Origin of the sequence: Tardiphaga sp. 215_C5_N2_1 (assembly GCF_052076055.1) — a bacterium.
Taxonomy (GTDB): Bacteria; Pseudomonadota; Alphaproteobacteria; order Rhizobiales; family Xanthobacteraceae; genus Tardiphaga; species Tardiphaga robiniae.
In genome coordinates, this window is record NZ_CP197240.1 from 1,245,977 (window position 1) to 1,262,068 (window position 16,092).

Annotated in this window: 14 protein-coding genes and 1 tRNA gene; 4 read left to right on the top strand and 11 right to left on the bottom strand. The window is 62.5% G+C overall.

Annotated elements, in window-relative coordinates; all coding sequences use genetic code 11:
* The first annotated feature begins 151 nt into the window (after positions 1-151).
* Together AB7828_RS05820 and AB7828_RS05825 are read left to right on the top strand one after the other, a co-directional pair.
* Positions 152-1,348, top strand: coding sequence for a bifunctional 2-C-methyl-D-erythritol 4-phosphate cytidylyltransferase/2-C-methyl-D-erythritol 2,4-cyclodiphosphate synthase (locus AB7828_RS05820; RefSeq protein WP_441229658.1), 1,197 nt, complete (start codon positions 152-154; stop codon positions 1,346-1,348).
* 1 nt (position 1,349) lies between these two features.
* Positions 1,350-1,973 carry a CinA family protein gene (locus AB7828_RS05825; RefSeq protein WP_093758557.1) on the top strand — a complete coding sequence of 208 codons (624 nt, stop codon included), beginning with the start codon at positions 1,350-1,352 and terminating at the stop codon, positions 1,971-1,973.
* Here AB7828_RS05825 and AB7828_RS05830 read toward each other — a convergent pair.
* Positions 1,963-2,448 carry a type II toxin-antitoxin system RatA family toxin gene (locus tag AB7828_RS05830; protein ID WP_231080671.1) on the bottom strand — a complete coding sequence of 162 codons (486 nt, stop codon included), beginning with the start codon at positions 2,446-2,448 and terminating at the stop codon, positions 1,963-1,965. The genes AB7828_RS05825 and AB7828_RS05830 overlap by 11 nt on opposite strands.
* A 10-nt stretch (positions 2,449-2,458) precedes the next feature.
* Positions 2,459-3,418, bottom strand: a complete 960-nt coding sequence (lipA, locus tag AB7828_RS05835; RefSeq protein ID WP_231080670.1) for a lipoyl synthase — start codon at positions 3,416-3,418, stop codon at positions 2,459-2,461.
* 100 nt (positions 3,419-3,518) lie between these two features.
* Here lipA and AB7828_RS05840 point away from each other — a divergent pair, with 100 nt between their 5' ends.
* A complete protein-coding gene (locus tag AB7828_RS05840; RefSeq protein ID WP_441229659.1) occupies positions 3,519-4,121 on the top strand; it encodes a DNA-3-methyladenine glycosylase in 603 nt (200 codons plus the stop codon).
* Between the two features lie 139 nt (positions 4,122-4,260).
* Here AB7828_RS05840 and AB7828_RS05845 read toward each other — a convergent pair whose 3' ends face one another.
* The 5 genes from AB7828_RS05845 to AB7828_RS05865 all read right to left on the bottom strand — a co-directional run bounded on the left by AB7828_RS05845 (position 4,261) and on the right by AB7828_RS05865 (position 10,774).
* The gene (locus AB7828_RS05845; RefSeq protein ID WP_441229660.1) at positions 4,261-7,134 is read right to left on the bottom strand and encodes a valine--tRNA ligase; all 2,874 of its coding nucleotides are present in this window, start codon (positions 7,132-7,134) and stop codon (positions 4,261-4,263) included.
* 176 nt (positions 7,135-7,310) lie between these two features.
* Positions 7,311-8,054 carry a PopZ family protein gene (locus AB7828_RS05850; RefSeq protein ID WP_441229661.1) on the bottom strand — a complete coding sequence of 248 codons (744 nt, stop codon included), beginning with the start codon at positions 8,052-8,054 and terminating at the stop codon, positions 7,311-7,313.
* 291 nt (positions 8,055-8,345) lie between these two features.
* Positions 8,346-9,737, bottom strand: a complete 1,392-nt coding sequence (locus AB7828_RS05855) for a TolC family outer membrane protein (RefSeq protein ID WP_093758553.1) — start codon at positions 9,735-9,737, stop codon at positions 8,346-8,348.
* Positions 9,738-9,969: 232 nt separating this feature from the next.
* The gene (locus AB7828_RS05860) at positions 9,970-10,548 is read right to left on the bottom strand and encodes a protein-L-isoaspartate O-methyltransferase family protein (protein ID WP_441229662.1); all 579 of its coding nucleotides are present in this window, start codon (positions 10,546-10,548) and stop codon (positions 9,970-9,972) included.
* A gap of 151 nt (positions 10,549-10,699) precedes the next feature.
* Positions 10,700-10,774 (bottom strand) — tRNA-Asn (locus AB7828_RS05865).
* Between the two features lie 276 nt (positions 10,775-11,050).
* Between AB7828_RS05865 and AB7828_RS05870 the strand changes: the two genes are divergently transcribed.
* Positions 11,051-11,224 (top strand): hypothetical protein, encoded by a 174-nt coding sequence (locus AB7828_RS05870; protein WP_170849674.1) that lies wholly within the window; start codon positions 11,051-11,053, stop codon positions 11,222-11,224.
* A gap of 48 nt (positions 11,225-11,272) precedes the next feature.
* Here the strand turns inward: AB7828_RS05870 and AB7828_RS05875 are convergent, their stop codons facing one another.
* From AB7828_RS05875 to AB7828_RS05890, 4 genes are read right to left on the bottom strand one after another with little or no spacing between them, the layout of a single operon-like run.
* Entirely contained in the window at positions 11,273-11,977 is a 705-nt protein-coding gene (locus tag AB7828_RS05875) for an ABC transporter ATP-binding protein (protein WP_441229663.1), read from the bottom strand.
* Positions 11,964-13,844, bottom strand: coding sequence for a branched-chain amino acid ABC transporter ATP-binding protein/permease (locus AB7828_RS05880; RefSeq protein ID WP_441229664.1), 1,881 nt, complete (start codon positions 13,842-13,844; stop codon positions 11,964-11,966). The genes AB7828_RS05875 and AB7828_RS05880 overlap by 14 nt, the downstream gene beginning before the upstream one ends.
* Entirely contained in the window at positions 13,841-14,716 is an 876-nt protein-coding gene (locus AB7828_RS05885) for a branched-chain amino acid ABC transporter permease (protein ID WP_175368999.1), read from the bottom strand. Before AB7828_RS05885 ends, AB7828_RS05880 begins: the two co-directional genes overlap by 4 nt.
* Before the next feature lie 8 nt (positions 14,717-14,724).
* The gene (locus tag AB7828_RS05890; RefSeq protein ID WP_093759099.1) at positions 14,725-16,041 is read right to left on the bottom strand and encodes an ABC transporter substrate-binding protein; all 1,317 of its coding nucleotides are present in this window, start codon (positions 16,039-16,041) and stop codon (positions 14,725-14,727) included.
* Between the last annotated feature and the right edge of the window lie 51 nt (positions 16,042-16,092).

Sequence of the window (16,092 nt, forward strand, 5' to 3'; positions counted from 1 at the left end):
ATGCCTACACATTAGACAGATGCGCTCATTTTGCAAGTGCAGTGCAGCAATGCACTCTTATGCAGCCACGAGAATGTAATCATACTGTTTTTGCCCGCGGCCGTGCTAAGGGCTGTGCGATCACCGCTTACCCCTTAATCACCTGACCCTGATGACAAAATCACCTAATCCTGCCGGTTTGAAGACAGCCGCCATTATCGTTGCCGCCGGCCGCGGCCTCCGCGCCGGTGCCGGTGGACCGAAGCAATATCGCATGATCGGAGGCCGCAGCGTTATTTCGCGGGCTATGGAGCCGTTCTGCAACCATCCCCAGGTCTTTGCGGTCCAGCCGATTACAAATCCCGACGACATCGCGATCTTCAACGAGGCGGTCAGCGATCTGAGGTATCATGTTCCTGCCAATGGCGGTGCGACGCGTCAGGCGTCGGTACATGCCGGACTGGAAGCATTGGCAGATCACGCGCCGGACATCGTGCTGATTCACGATGCAGCCCGCCCGTTCGTGACCCCTGCTTTGATCGAGCGCGCGATCGCCGCGGCACAGATCACCGGCGCTGCGGTGCCCGGCGTCGCCGTTACCGATACGATCAAACAGGTCAACGAGGCCGGACACGTGCAAGCGACGCCGGACCGTGCACGCTTGCGCAGCGCGCAAACGCCACAGGCATTTCGTTTTGATGTCATCCTTGAAGCGCATCGTCGTGCTGCAAAGGAAGGCCGCGATGATTTCACCGACGATGCCGCGCTCGCCGAATGGGCGGGATTGACCGTGGCAACCTTTGAAGGCGATCTTGCAAATATGAAGCTCACGACTCCCGAAGATTTCATTCGCGAAGAAGCGCGTCTCGCAGCCTCGCTCGGCGATATCCGCATGGGCACGGGCTATGACGTCCACGCCTTCGGCGATGGCGATCACCTGATGATCTGCGGCGTGCGCGTGCCGCATACGCGGGGCTTTCTAGCGCATTCCGATGGCGACGTCGGTCTACATGCGCTGGTCGATGCGATCCTGGGCGCGCTGGCCGATGGCGATATCGGTTCGCACTTCCCGCCGAGTGATGACAAATGGAAGGGCGCCGCGTCGGACAAGTTCCTGAAATACGCCGTGGAGCGCGTGACCGCGCGTGGCGGCCGTATAGCCAATCTTGAAGTGACGATGATCTGCGAGCGACCCAAAATCGGTCCGCTGCGCGATGCGATGCGCGCGAAGATCAGCGAGATCTCCGGTGTGGCATTGTCACGCGTCGCGGTGAAGGCGACCACCAGCGAACGTCTCGGCTTCACCGGCCGTGAAGAAGGTATCGCCGCGACTGCGGCTGCTACCATTCGCCTTCCCTGGATGGACTGACATGGCAGCGAGCGACGCACGAGCCCTCTCCCGCGCGCTGCTCGATCTCTGCCGCAGCCGCAAGCTGACGATCGCGACCGCTGAGTCCTGCACCGGCGGCCTCGTCGCTGGCGCGCTGACCGAAATTCCCGGCTCGTCCGACGTGATCGATCGCGGCTTCGTCACCTATTCCAATGCGGCCAAACACGCGATGCTCGGCGTCAAGACGGCGACGCTCGACAGCTTTGGTGCGGTCAGCAAGGAGACCGCGATCCAGATGGCGGTCGGTGCGCTCGAAGAAGCGGATGTCGATCTCGCGGTCTCGATCACCGGGATCGCAGGCCCCGGAGGCGCAACGCCGGGCAAGCCGGTCGGCCTCGTGCATTTTGCTGTGGCGTCGCGTGACGGCCGCATCGTCAACAAGGAATGCCGTTTCGGAGCCATCGGCCGCAGCGCGGTGCGTCAGCGCTCCGTGCTTGAAGCTCTGCGGATGCTGATGGAACTGGCACGCGGACCACAGCCGCCGGCCAAGAAGCGCGAAGCTGCGAGCCTGGCGCGCCCGCGCGTGGCACGGTCGCCGCGGCGGACCGCCGTCAAACGACGCAGGCCGACCGCGCCGCTGAAGAAGCCGACGACTAAGAAGTAGACGGAACGCTCGATACGCGCGGCACACGATAGACTTCATCCGCGCGCTTTTCGAAGGCTACCGCAAAGCGCTGGAATGCCGCGTCGAACATCGTTCCCATCAGCATCGCCAACATGCGGCTCTTGAACTCATAGGCAATGAAGAAGCCGACGTCGCATTCCTGATCTTCAGCCTTCGGCTCGAAGGTCCAGCGGTTTTCGAGATTGCTGAACGGACCGCGCAGATATTCGACCATGATCTTCAGGTTCGGCCGATCCAGCGTCACGCGGCTGGTGAAGGATTCCTGCACCAGCTTGAACGACACGGTCATGTCGGCAACGATGACCTCGGTGCCATTCTCCTGCGGCGTGCGCTGGCGAATCTTCAACGACTTGCACAACGGCACGAATTCCGGATAGCGCTCGACATCGGCAACCAGATCGAACATCTGGGAGGCGCTGTGGCGCACGCGGCGCTTGTTGGCAAATCTCGGCATTGTCGCGTTCTCAGCGCGCGAGGGCGGCGCGCGCAGCCTGCAGCTTGGCGAAATCCTCGCCGGCATGATGCGACGAGCGCGTTAGCGGGCTCGCCGACACCATCAGGAAGCCCTTGGTGTAGGCGACCTTCTCATAGCCTGCGAATTCATCCGGCGTGACATAGCGCGACACCACGTGATGCTTGCGCGTCGGCTGCAGATACTGGCCGATCGTGAGGAAGTCGATATCGGCGGAACGCATGTCGTCCATCACCTGCAGCACCTCGTGGCGCTCCTCGCCGAGGCCAACCATGATGCCGGACTTGGTGAAGATGGTCGGGTCGAGTTCCTTGACCTTCTGCAGCAGGCGCAGCGAATGGAAATAACGCGCGCCCGGCCGCACCGTCAGATAGCGCGACGGCACGGTTTCGAGATTGTGATTGAATACGTCGGGCTTCGCCGCGACGACGACTTCGAGGGCGCCCGGCTTGCGCAGGAAGTCAGGCGTCAGGATTTCGATGGTGGTCGTGGGACATGCCACGCGGATCGCACGAATCGTCTGCGCAAAATGCTCGGCGCCGCCATCGGCGAGATCGTCGCGGTCCACCGAGGTGATGACCACGTGATGCAGGCCGAGCTTGCGGACGGCTTCGGCGACATGCTCGGGCTCCATGCCGTCGAGAGCGTTGGGCATCCCCGTTTTCACGTTGCAGAACGCACAGGCGCGGGTGCAGGTGTCACCCATGATCATGAAGGTGGCGTGCTTCTTCTGCCAGCACTCGCCGATATTCGGGCAGCCGGCTTCCTCGCACACGGTAACAAGGCCGTTTTCCTTGACGATCTTGCGGGTGTCGCCGTAGCCACGGCTGGTTGGCGCGCGGACACGGATCCAGTCCGGCTTCGGCGGCGAGAACGAATCCGGCCGATTCACTTTTTCAGGGTGACGTGGGCGGAGCTGCGTGGTGGATACGGTATCGAGGACGACGACCATGAACTGTCCGTTCTGAGTGAAGCCTTAGGTAATCCGCCGGGCCCTGTCCTGCAACCCGCCCTCGCCTTGCCAGGCCCTGCATCGTAACATAGCAGGCAGAATGGCTCCAAAACCTCACCAAATCCCTCAAAAGCTCGGCAAGGCACTCAAACGCAGCTTTTTCGCGCGGAGCGTGCACGATGTGGCTCCCGAACTGATCGGTGCGACGCTGCTGGTGGACGGCGTCGGCGGCGAGATCGTCGAGGTCGAGGCCTATCATCACACCGAGCCCGCGGCCCATTCCTTCAACGGGCAGACGCCGCGCAACCAGATCATGTTCGGGCCGCCCGGCTTTGCCTATGTCTACCGCTCCTACGGCATCCACTGGTGCGTGAATTTCGTCTGCGAGGCCGAGGGTTCGGCCAGCGCGGTGCTGATCCGGGCCCTGCAGCCGACCTTCGGGATTGGCGAGATGCAGCTGCGACGCGGGCTACAGGATGAGCGTATGCTGTGCTCCGGGCCTGGCAAGGTGTGCAAGGCGCTCGGCATCAGCATCGCGCATAACGGGCTGGCTTTGGACAAGCCGCCGATTGCGATTCACGCAAGGACAGAAGTGCCGGACATTGTCGCAGGCATCCGCATCGGCATCACCAAGGCCGTGGAATTGCCGTGGCGATACGGGGTGAGAGGCTCGCGTTATCTCAGCAAGCCGTTTGCGAGGTAATTATAGCGCCGTCATGCCCGGGCTTGTCCCGGGTATCCACGCCTTGGCCACTACTACTAGCACGGAAGACGTGGATGGCCGGGACAAGCCCGGCCATGACGAACATTGAGACTTGTGGCAGTCGCGGAATTGCGGCGCATCACACCGCGTTCTTGAGCCGCTCCAGCGCTTCCAGCGTCTTGGCCTTGCGGGCCTCGGCTGCCTCGCGCTTTTCGCGTTCTTCCTCGACGATCTCTTCCGCGGCGTTGGCGACAAATTTCTCGTTGGAGAGTTTGGCGTCGGCGCGCTTGATGTCGGCTTCGGCTTTCACGAGCTCCTTGTCGAGACGCGTCTTCTCGGCGCCGAAATCAATGACGCCCTTCAACGGCAGCGCTGCGACTTCACCGCGGATCAGAAGCTGCACGGCACCCTGCGGGGCGACATCGGCGAAGGATATGTCGCCGAGACGAGCGAGGCGCTTGACGACATCGCTCCAGCGCTGGGCACGGGCTTGAGTTTCCACAGAAGCGCCGGCCAGCACCAGTGGCGTCAATGTGGCCGGCACGATGTTCATTTCGGCACGCACCGAACGAACCTCCGTCACCAGATCGATGACCCAGCCGATTTCGGCTTCGGCGGCGTCATCCTTGAAGTCGGCGACTGGTTCGGGATCGCCCATCAGGATCGGTGCGACGATCGGATCGCTCGCGGCAGTCGCGATGATCAGCGCTTCCTGCTCGCGCGTCAGGCCGCTCGCCTTGCGCGACCACGGCGCCAGCGCCAGCAGACCGTCGCGCGGCGCCGTCACGGCCCAGAGTTCTTCCGTGATGAACGGCATGAATGGATGCAGCAGCTTCAGGATCTCATCGCGGGCCCAAGCGACCATTGCGCGGGTTTCGGTCTTGGCCGGACCGTCCTCGCCCATCATGAAGGGCTTGGCGAGTTCGAGATACCAGTCGCAATACACGTTCCAGACGAAGCGATAGGCCGCGCCCGCGGCATCGTTGAAGCGATAGGCTTCGATGGCCTCGGTGACTTCGCGCGTCGCCTTCACGGTCTCATGCGCGATCCAGCGGTTGAGCACTTCCTTGGCCTTGGTCGGATCGAAAGCCGCCGGCAGCACGCACTCGTTCATCTCGGCGAAGCGGCAGGCATTCCAGAGCTTGGTCGCGAAATTGCGATAGCCCTCGACGCGCTGGGTCGCGAGCTTGATGTCGCGGCCCTGTGCGGCCATCGCAGCCAGCGTAAAGCGTAGCGCGTCGGCGCCGTACTGGTCGATCAGGTTCAGGGGATCGATGACGTTGCCCTTCGACTTCGACATCTTGGCGCCCTTCTCGTCGCGGACGAGGGCGTGGATGTAGACGGTCGGGAACGGCACGTCCTTCTTGAAGTGCATGCCCATCATCATCATCCGGGCGACCCAGAAGAAGATGATGTCGAAGCCGGTGACCAGCACATTGGTGGGATAGTAGCGATCCACATCGACCGAGCTCTGCGGCCAGCCCAGCGTCGAGAACGGCCACAGCGCCGACGAGAACCAGGTGTCGAGCACGTCTTCATCGCGCGTGATGAAGCCCTCGCGCTTCGCCGGATCGAGCGCCATATCGTGGCCCTGCTCTTCCGTGATTACCTCCTGCTCGACATAATAGCCGAGCGCGTTGCCGACCGCTTCTTCCTCGGTCTCGGCGACGAACACTTTGCCATCCGGGCCATACCAGGCCGGGATCTGATGGCCCCACCAGAGCTGGCGCGAGATGCACCATGGCTGGATGTTCTCCATCCACTCGTAATAGGTCTTTTCCCAGTTCTTCGGCACGAACTCGGTCGCGCCGGTGCGCACAGCGGCGATCGCCGGCTGCGCCATGGTCTTGGCGTCGACATACCACTGGTCGGTCAGATAGGGCTCGATGACGACGCCGGAGCGATCGCCATGCGGCACCATATGCGTGTTGGGCTCGATCTTCTCCAGGAAGCCGAAATCTTCCAGCCGCTGCACGATAGTCTTGCGCGCCTTGAAGCGCTCCATGCCGTGCAATTCTTCGACCAGCTCTGACGCTGCGACAGGCAGTCCGCGCAGATAGTCCTCGTTGTCGGCGAGTGCGAGCTTGCCTTCGATATCGAGGATGCTGATGCGTGCAAGGCCGTGGCGGTTGCCGACTTCGAAGTCGTTGAAGTCATGCGCCGGCGTGATCTTCACCGCGCCAGAACCCTTCTCCGGGTCGGAATATTCGTCGGCGACGATCGGGATCAGACGGCCGACCAGCGGCAGAACCACGTTCTTGCCGATCAGATGGGTGTAGCGTTCGTCATCCGGATTCACGGCGACGCCGCTGTCGCCGAGCATCGTCTCGGGACGCGTGGTGGCAACGGTGATGAACGAGGTCGGATCTTCCGGATCGAAATTCTTGCCTTCGAGCGGATAGCGCAGATGCCAGAGGTTACCCTTGACCTCGACCTGCTGCACTTCGAGATCGGAAATCGCCGTCAGCAGCTTTGGATCCCAGTTCACAAGGCGCTTGTCCTTGTAGATCAGGCCCTCGCGGTGCAACTGCACGAACACCTTGATGACCGCCTCGGACAGGCCCTCGTCCATGGTGAAGCGCTCGCGCGACCAGTCGCAGGAGGCGCCGAGGCGCTTCAACTGATTGACGATCACGCCGCCGCTCTCGGCCTTCCACTTCCAGACGCGTTCGAGAAATGCCTCGCGGCCCATGTCGCGGCGGCCGGGCTCCTGGCGCTCCATCAACTGGCGCTCGACCACCATCTGGGTCGCGATGCCGGCATGGTCAGTGCCGGGCTGCCACAGCACGTCGCGGCCGCGCATGCGCTCGAAACGACAGAGCACGTCCTGCAGCGTGTTGTTGAGGGCGTGGCCCATATGCAGCGAACCGGTGACGTTCGGGGGCGGGATCACGATCGTATAGGGCTCGGCATCCACCCGGTCCGCGCGACCCGCCTTGAACGCGCCTTCGGCTTCCCAGGCAGCGGCGATGCGGGTCTCGATATCGGCGGGCTGATAGGTCTTTTCGATCATGACAATTCAATCAAATCAGGGGTTTTTGGCCACGGTTTTGCGGCCTGGGGCGAACGCAGGAAGCCGATGGCGCTAGAAACCCGCCAGCGCGGCTCAAGTCAACATATAGGGCTGTTTAGCCACCCCGGAGGGCCAAACGAAGGCCCCGAAAGGCCGTCGTTGCTTGTCTCGCGGGCCTAGCGGCCGCCGCCGCGTGAGACGCGCTCGATCTCAGCCTTGACGATGCGCTCGACGAGGCCCGGCAGGTTGTCGTCCAGCCAGGACTTCAGCATCGGACGCAGCATCTCCTTGACGAGATCCTCAAGGGTCCGCGCGTTGTTGCTCAGGACCGTATTGGCCAGCGCATTGAAGGCCGACTCCACGGACGACACGGTGCTGTGTGACAGGATCTGCTGCTGCGGTGCGACCGGGGGCGGATCATAGGACGGCGGGTCGAAGCGCGGTGCGGGTCGTTGGCTGCTGGCGGCGACAGCTTCGGCGAATTCGAGGTCGTCATCCGGCTCGACATGCTGGAATGCGGGTTCCGGCTCGGGGTCGGCGACCACCATCTCGTCGGTCAGTTCGAACACATCACCGTCGGGCTGCGCCGGGCGCACCTCTTCCTCGGTGGTCGCGGCTTCCAAGCTGGCCAACATCGCGTCGATGTCGTCCTGGCTGTTGGAGGCAGCAGGCTCCGGCGGCGGTGGCGCGGGCTTCGGGGCTGGCGGCGGTGCTTTGGCGGCAGCACCCTGCGCGGCAGGAATCGCCGACGGCGGGATGTCTGTCATCGCAGCAGGCTTGGGTGCAGGGGCTGGCTTGGGCGGCGGCGGAGGAGCAACTTCGGCGACGGCCGGCTTCGCTTCGTCGTCGGCGATGATACGTCGGATCGACGCCAGAATCTCCTCCATCGAGGGCTCCTGGACCTTTGCAGGTTGCGTCATGTCCGACTCCGCATCATCAACGCTCTCGTCAATATTTTACACCAGACGAGGCTGAATTTGCGGGTTGTCGTTTTGACGACCGTTCGATTCAGCGCGCAAGCCTGACTTGTCCCCAAGATCAAGCGACGCCTGACCACCAGCTGTCGCGCGGGAAATGCCCAAGGAACTAGGAGAGGCATTCCGAATCGCTAAGCCAGCAATGCAAACGGTACGTCATCGGACAAATTGATTGCAAGCAAAGGGCCGCACAAGCGGCCCTTTCGATACGATATCCGGTGATATCTGAGCGCGTTAGCGCCCGTCGGGCGTACGCACGCCGACCCAGCTATCGCGCACCTGATGATAGTGCACGCTGGGGTCATACACATTGGTGTTCAGCTTCATCACCGTCGGTGACAGACGACCGACTGCGTTGAGCACCGAGTATGATGCCACCACACGATCATGCTGCGCAGTGACAAGCGCGACGCGCGCGTTCACCAGCGCCTGCTGGGCGTTCAACACGTCGAGCGTGGTGCGCTGGCCGGCTTTGGCTTCTTCGCGAACGCCGTTCAGCGCGATTTCGGAAGCCTGCACCTGCGCCTGCGCGGACGAGACCTGCGCCCTGCCCGCCAGCAACTGACCCCAGGCCTGTACGACGCTCGCGCGGGTCTGATCGCGCACCTGCTCCAGTGCTAGACGCTGCTGGGCCAGCGTTTCCTTGGACTGCCGGATCAGCGAATATTCCGCGCCGCCCTGGTAAACCGGGATCGACACTTGCGCTATGCCTGATGCCGTCAAACCGCGCGGCTGCGAAATCGACTGTTCCCAACCCTGCTGGATGTTGGCCTGCAAGGTCACGCTCGGGAACAGAGCGCCTTCGTTGACCTTCACATTGAGGAAGCTGACGTCGATACCGAACATCGCCGCGGTGACGTTGGGGTTTTCGACGAGGCCGAGATCGACGGCGCCGGGCAGCGTATTCGGAAGGAAGCGATCAACGGGCGAACCCGCCTGCAGGTTGCTCGGTTCGTTGCCGATGATACGGCGGAAGTTCGAGCGCGTGGTGGTGAGATTCGACTCGGCGGTCAGCAACTGGGTGCGGCCGGCAGCGAGCTGGGCTTCGGACTGCGCCACGTCGGTACGGGTGACTTCGCCGACATTGAAGCGATCGCGGGTCTGCTTCAGCGTCTGCTCGAGCACACGCACGTTGCTCTTCTGCACCTCGACCACGGCCGAGTCGCGCAGATAGTCCATGTAGATGGTCGCGGCGGAGAGGATCACTGACTGTTCGAGTACGCGCAGACCTTCGCGCGCAGCCGACACCTGTCCCTCGGCGGCACGTGTGCGATTCGCCGTCTGCTGGCCGTTGTACACATTCTGAGTGATGGTCGCGCCAACGGCGCGGGGAACCTGCACGCCGTGAATTGCGGTCGCAGTACCTGCAATGCTGTTGACCGCGTCCGTGTACTGATAACCGCCGCTCGCGGTGATAGCGACCCTCGGCCGATAACCCGACAAAGCCTGCGGCACGTTCTCGTCAGTGACGCGCACCGAAGCGCGCTGGGCATTCAATTGAGGATTGTTCTGATAAGCGCGAACCAACGCCGCTTCGATCGTGTCAGCCAGAACGGGTGACGCTCCGGCAAATGCCAGCAAAAGGGCCGCAGCTGCAGCACCGGTGAGAGCTTTTACGCCGCCCATTCTTGGTAATCCATTCATGCCGTTCACTGATCCGGACGCACACTTATGGCGACCGAACAGATGATGTCCGTTAGCGAGTCTCCACTCACCATATTCCGCGCATCGGCGAGACGGAACCTCTCGTGGAAACTTGACAGTGAAAACTTGGCGAATGGGACATCCAAGCCACACTTGTAATTACCGCTGGCGATATTAGCGGTGCCCCGATGCCCGATAAGGCGGACAGTCGGCCCTAGAAAACGAATGCCGGGAGCTTTTCCATGCCCGGCAGAACCGGCGCGGTAGCATCGAACAGGGGGCGGCAGCCAAAATCCTCGTGGGAATGGGTCACGATCACGGCGCGGGCGGGCTTGGTCAGGGCGAATACGCCCACTAGCTGACCATTGGGGGCCAGCTGCTTGTAAAGCCCGGTCGGGACGACTTCCGTCGCGCCGGCCAGAACGATCAGATCATAGGGGCCGTTCGCGGCATCGCCATCGGCCGGCATCTCGACCGCGCTGGTGACCTGCCCGGCAAACTGGACGATCACGGCGGCCGCATAGCCCGTGGGGCAACCGACCACCAGAACCTTGTCGGTCGCCTTTACGTCGGAGGCCTGCAGCATCCGCGCCAGCACCACCGGCTTGATCAGAAAGCGATTCGGGGCGACTTCGAGGTCGAGGTCGAGATAGGCCATGGCGCGCTGGCTGGCAGGAACGAACTCCTCGCGCGGCACCGCGAGCATGGCATCAATGATGCGCAAATCGGTGACGTCGCTGGGACGCACCTGACCATCAACCATCTTCTGGCGTGCGGTCGAAAAGTCGGACATGAGCAATCCCTTGCAAACGGCTGGAAGTTCCTTTTGCAGGAATTACGGCAGCGCACAGCGGGATGCAAGGTTCGTAAAAACACAGCAGCCAACGCACCATCGAGGCGGTCCCGAGCGCGGTTTCTGGCAGCCATTATTGCGGAAGGATGTTTGGCTCCCCGGGCTGGATTCGAACCAGCGACCATTCGATTAACAGTCGAATGCTCTACCGCTGAGCTACCAGGGAACGTGCGAAGCTTGTTCGCAGGCCGCAGCGTATAACAAAGCGATCCGCGCTTGGAAAGCAGGAAATGCACCTCTTCCCACAGAGGCCGCCAATCGGGGAAAACTCCGAAAAAGCCTCATGTTATGGGGTTTTCTTGATGCTTGACCCGTTCTCACCGGGCCCATGTCGCATGCGGGCGAAGAATAATCTTTCCAACCGTGTCGCTATTTAGTCTTATTGCACCGCAAGACTGCCCTTCGCGACGTTGAACAAGTTCCGAATCGAACGAGGTGACCGATGCCAGCCACGCACACCGACCGCGCGCTTCCGACCGACCTCAACTCCCTGCCCTTTATCAGTGACGACGAATGCGTCACCCGGCTCGCCGAAGCCGTCGAGGCGCATGACAGCGATCACCTCGATGAGGTGGCGCTCCTGATCGGGCGCCTTGCGGTGCCGATTGAAATCTAGGGAATCAAGTAGCCGGGACCCCGTCCCCCGGAGATGAGATCCCGGGAATCACATCCCGACGCCGAGAAAGTCCCGCATCAGGTCGGGACTGGCGTTGAGGTCGGCCGGCGTGCCTTCGAACACCACGTGGCCGTTATTGAGCCCATAGACGCGGTTGGCGAAACTCAATGCCGCCGCAACGTTTTGCTCGACCACGATCATGGTGCGGCCTTCAGCAGCCAGATTGCGTGAGACCTCGACGAGATCGCGCACGATCAGCGGCGCGAGGCCCTCGAACGGCTCATCCAGCAGGATGATGCGCGCATCACGGATCAACGCGCGCGCAATCGCCAGCATCTGCTGCTCGCCGCCCGACAGCGTACGGCCCGCCGATTTGCGGCGCTCCTTGAGGCGCGGAAACACGTCGTAGATGCGATCGTAGGACCACGCATTCGGTGCCGTCAGTGCCGCAATGCGCAGGTTTTCCTCGACCGTCAGGCCGCCAAAAATGGCGCGCTCTTCCGGCACCAGTTGCACGCCCATGCCGGCAATGGCCGACGGCGGCAGGCCCTCGATGGATTTGCCGTCAAGGCGGATGTTGCCGCTGCGCGGCGACAGCACGCCCATGATCGAGCGCAGCGTCGTGGTCTTCCCGGCGCCGTTGCGGCCGAGCAGTGCCACGACCTCGCCCTGCTCGACCCGGATCGACAGGTCGAACAGCACGTGGGAATCGCCATACAGCGTATTGATCTTGTCGACTTCAAGCAGGCTCATGCGCGTGCAGCCCTCCCAGATAGGCGTCTTGCACGGCCGGATTGCGCCGGATTTCGTCGGCGGTGCCGTCCGCCAGCAGCCGGCCCTCATAGAGCACGGTGATGCGCTCGGCGAGTTCGAAGATGGCGTCGAGATCGTGCTCGACGATCACGACAGTGCGCGAGCGCCCGATGTCGCGAATGAAAGCGCAGGTCGCGATGCGTTCTGCCGGGCTCATGCCGGCCAGCGGCTCGTCCAGCAGCAATACGTTCGGGCTGGTGGCCAGCGCCATCCCGATTTCGAGCCGGCGTTTTTCGCCGTAGGCCAGAATATGTGCCGGCGTATCGGCGCGTTCGACGAGATGGAGCAGGTTCAGGATCGAGGCGATCTGCTCCTCGACGTCGGGAATGCTGCCGGCTCCGCGCAACAGATCGAAGCGCATCGGGCCGCGACGGCGTGCCAGTGCCGCGATACGCAGGTTCTTGCGCACCGTCAGATTGGGAAACAGCTGATTGAGCTGATTGCTCTTGGCGATGCCGAGCTGCGCCGCGCGGCTGACGCCGACGCCCGTAACCTTCTCGCCGAACAACAGGACTTCACCGGAGGACGGGCTGACTTCGTCGAGCAGCATCTTGAACAGCGTACTCTTGCCGGCGCCATTCGGGCCGATCACCGCATGGATCGAGCCACGGCGGACCTTGAACGAGACGCCATCGACGGCTTTGAGGCCACCATAGTGCCGCGCCAGAGATCGGGCTTCGAGTGCAATGTCGCTATCACTTGTCATGGGCTCGGCAAGGGTCAGCCTGACATCCTTGGGCGGTGCCACAGGTTTGGTGATTGGGTCTATATTGTGGGCTTCGATGGCTTCGGTTTTGGCCTCGGCCGCCCGTGCGGCAGCCAGATTACGGCGTTCGTTCCACCAATGGGCGATCTCGCCGCAGATGCCGCGGCGCAGCCCGATGACCAGAACGATGAAAGCGATCCCGAGCACCAGCTTCCACAGAATCGCAAAGCCCGGAATGAGCTGCAGATTGTCGCGCAGCCACAGCCAGACGGCCGCGCCGACCAGCGGACCGATCAGCGTGCCGGCGCCGCCGACGATGGTCTGAACTACGAGTTGTCCCGACGTCTCCAGCGAGAACGCATCCGGCGGCATGTAGCTCTGGAACGAACCGAGCAGACCGCCGGCAAGGCCCGCATAGAGCGCGGCGATGACGAAGGCCGTCAGCTTGTAGGCTGGTACGTTATGGCCAAGCATCGCGACGCGGCCGGTGTTCTCCTTGATCGCCAGCAGGATCGCGCCGACCGGCGAGCCCACGATGCGCCGCGCCAGCACATAGCCGAGGAAGAAGATCACCGCGATCAGGATATACATCGGCATGCCCGCGCTGATGCGGATCGCACTGGCGCCGAAGCCAAGCACCGGCACCGGCACACCGGGGATACCGTTCTCGCCGCCGGTGTAGTCCGACAGCGGGGAATTCTCGATGAAATAGGCCATCTGGCCGAAGGCCAGCGTGATCATCGTGAAATAGATGCCAACCCGGCGCACGGCGAACCAGCCGACCAGGAGGCCGAACAGGCCGGCTGCAACGGTGCCGATCGCCAGCGCCAGCCAGACGCTATCGATGGTGTGGGACACCAGCAGATAGGCGCTGACAAAGCCGCCGACGCCGAAAAATGCGGCCTGTCCAAAGGACAGCAGGCCCGTCAGGCCGAACAGGATATCGAAGCCGAGGCCGATCAGGCCCCAGTTCAACACACGTGTCAGCAGATCGGTCGAGAAACCGAGATGCGGAAACACGATGGGTGCCACGATCAGCGTGCACAGCACCGCGAGTTCGGGAAGCCAGCCCCGCAAGCCGCCGGAACGAGGACGCATCATGCGCGGCCTTCCGAACCGAACAGGCCTTGCGGGCGCATGATCAGCAGCACCGCCATCAGCGCGTAGAGCATCACTTCCGAATAGGACGAGTTGAAAGCACTGGTCAGGCTGATGATCTCGCCCGCGATCAGTCCGCCGATGACTGCGCCCGGGAACGAGCCGAGGCCGCCGAGCACGATGACCACGAAAGACTGCGCCATGAAATTGGCGCCCATGTCCGGCGTCACGGCCACGACCGGCGCATAGAGCATGCCGGCGAGACCGACGGCGACAACGCCGATGGCGAAGACCAGCAGGAAGGCGCGGCGCACATTGATGCCGAGGATGCCGACCATGCCGGGATTCTCGATGCCGGCGCGAACCACAAGGCCCATCGAGGTGCGATAGAGCACGAGATAGAGACTGAGCAGCAGCCCGGCGATGATGGCGATCAGTTGCAGGCGATAAGTCGGATAGATCAGGAAGCCCATCTGGGTCGCGCCCTGCCCCCAGGACGGCACCGGCACACGCTGCGCATTGCCGCCGAAGGCTGCACGCACGCATTCGACGAGCACGATGCCGACACCGTAGGTGACGAGGATCTGATCCTCATGCGGACGGTCGTAGAAATAGCGGATGATGATGCGTTCCAGCAGGAAGCCGAGCACCAGCATGAAACCGCAGCCGACGACGATCGCGAGCACGAAGGACGAGGTGTATTGCAGCAGCACGAAAGCGGCATAGGCACCCACGGCGAACAGCGCGCCGTGAGCGAAATTGAGGACCCCAAGCGTGCCCAGGATGATCGTCAAACCACTGCTGACGAGGGCCAACAATGTGCCGAGGGCCAGGCCGTTGAAGGCCTGCGAGATGAGGACGGGCCAGCTTGGCATGGTGATCCTTAGGTGTAGGGGCCGAGCTTGCAGCCGAAGAAGTCGGGAGCATTCATTACGCTTTCGCCGTCGGCGATATCGACGATCTCGTAGAAGTCTTCCTTGTTCTTCATCTCTGACGGCTTCTTGCCGCGCAGGATCGGGATCGGGCGTACCATCTGGTGATCCTCGGCGCGGAAATAGACCTTGCCGATGGTCGTCTCGTAAGGCTGCGCCTTGGAGCTCTCCATCGCCTTGATCACATCGACCGGATTGAACGTACCGGCGCGTTCGACCGACATCGCCCACAGATAGGTCTGCATGTAGCCGATATGCGCGCCCCAGCGCGGATAGTACTTGTTCTGCGCCACGAAACTCTCAACGAAGGTCTTGGCGAGCGGATAGGTGTCCTGCAGGCCCCACCAGAAATCGCAGCTGCCATAGACGCCCTGCATCAGTTCGGCGCCGAGCTCCTTGTCCTGGAACGAGGACAGGTTCGGCACCACGAGCTTCATGCGCTTCAGTACACCGAACTGCTCGGCCTGCTTGGTCGAGGCAACCGCATCGCCGCCGAAGGCGATGTTGACGAAGACATCCGCGCCGCTATTGGCGATGTTCAGGAGCGCCGACGAATAGTCGGTGGTGCCGAGCGGCACGACCTCCTTGGCGACCTGCTTCCAGCCCTGCTCCGCCGAGAACTTGGCGAAGCTGTCATAGACGGTGTGGCCATAGGTGTAGTCAGGCACGAGGAAGGCCGACTTCACGTTCTTGCCGAGCGCCTTGGCGACGACGGGCGCCATCGCCTTCGCGGCCATGTAAGCGTTCTGCTGGGAGCGGAAGCCATAGCGCTGGCAGTTCTTGCCGGTGATGTCGTTGGAGCCGGCGATGCCGACCATGTACAGCACCTTCTCGCGCGAACCGAGTTCTTCGAGTGCAATGGCGCTGGCGCTCGATACCGAGCCCGACACCATGATCGCCTTGTCGCGCTGGATGAACTGGGTGGCGCTCTGCACGTCGAGGTTGGGTTTACCTTCGGTGTCGGAGACCTTGTACTTGATCTGCCGTCCGAGCACGCCCTTGCCCTTGAGGCCCCACTTCTGCGCGATATCACCGCCGGCATTGATCTGCGCGATAGCCAGTTCATAGCCGAGTTTGAGGTCGCCGCCGTCACCCGAAAAGACGCCGGTGAGCGGGATGGTCAGACCGACGAAAACCGAATCCGCCGTGACGCCTTCCGGGAAAGTACCGATAGTGGCCGGCGATTGTGCGAAGGCGCTGCCTGGAAGCATGAGGCCGGCGGCAGTGCCGGCTCCTCCGAGCAAAAGCTGTCGACGGTCAAACTGCATGACACACCCTTCTGGTTCGATCACCGCCGCCATTGGCCAGTGAGCTGCGAT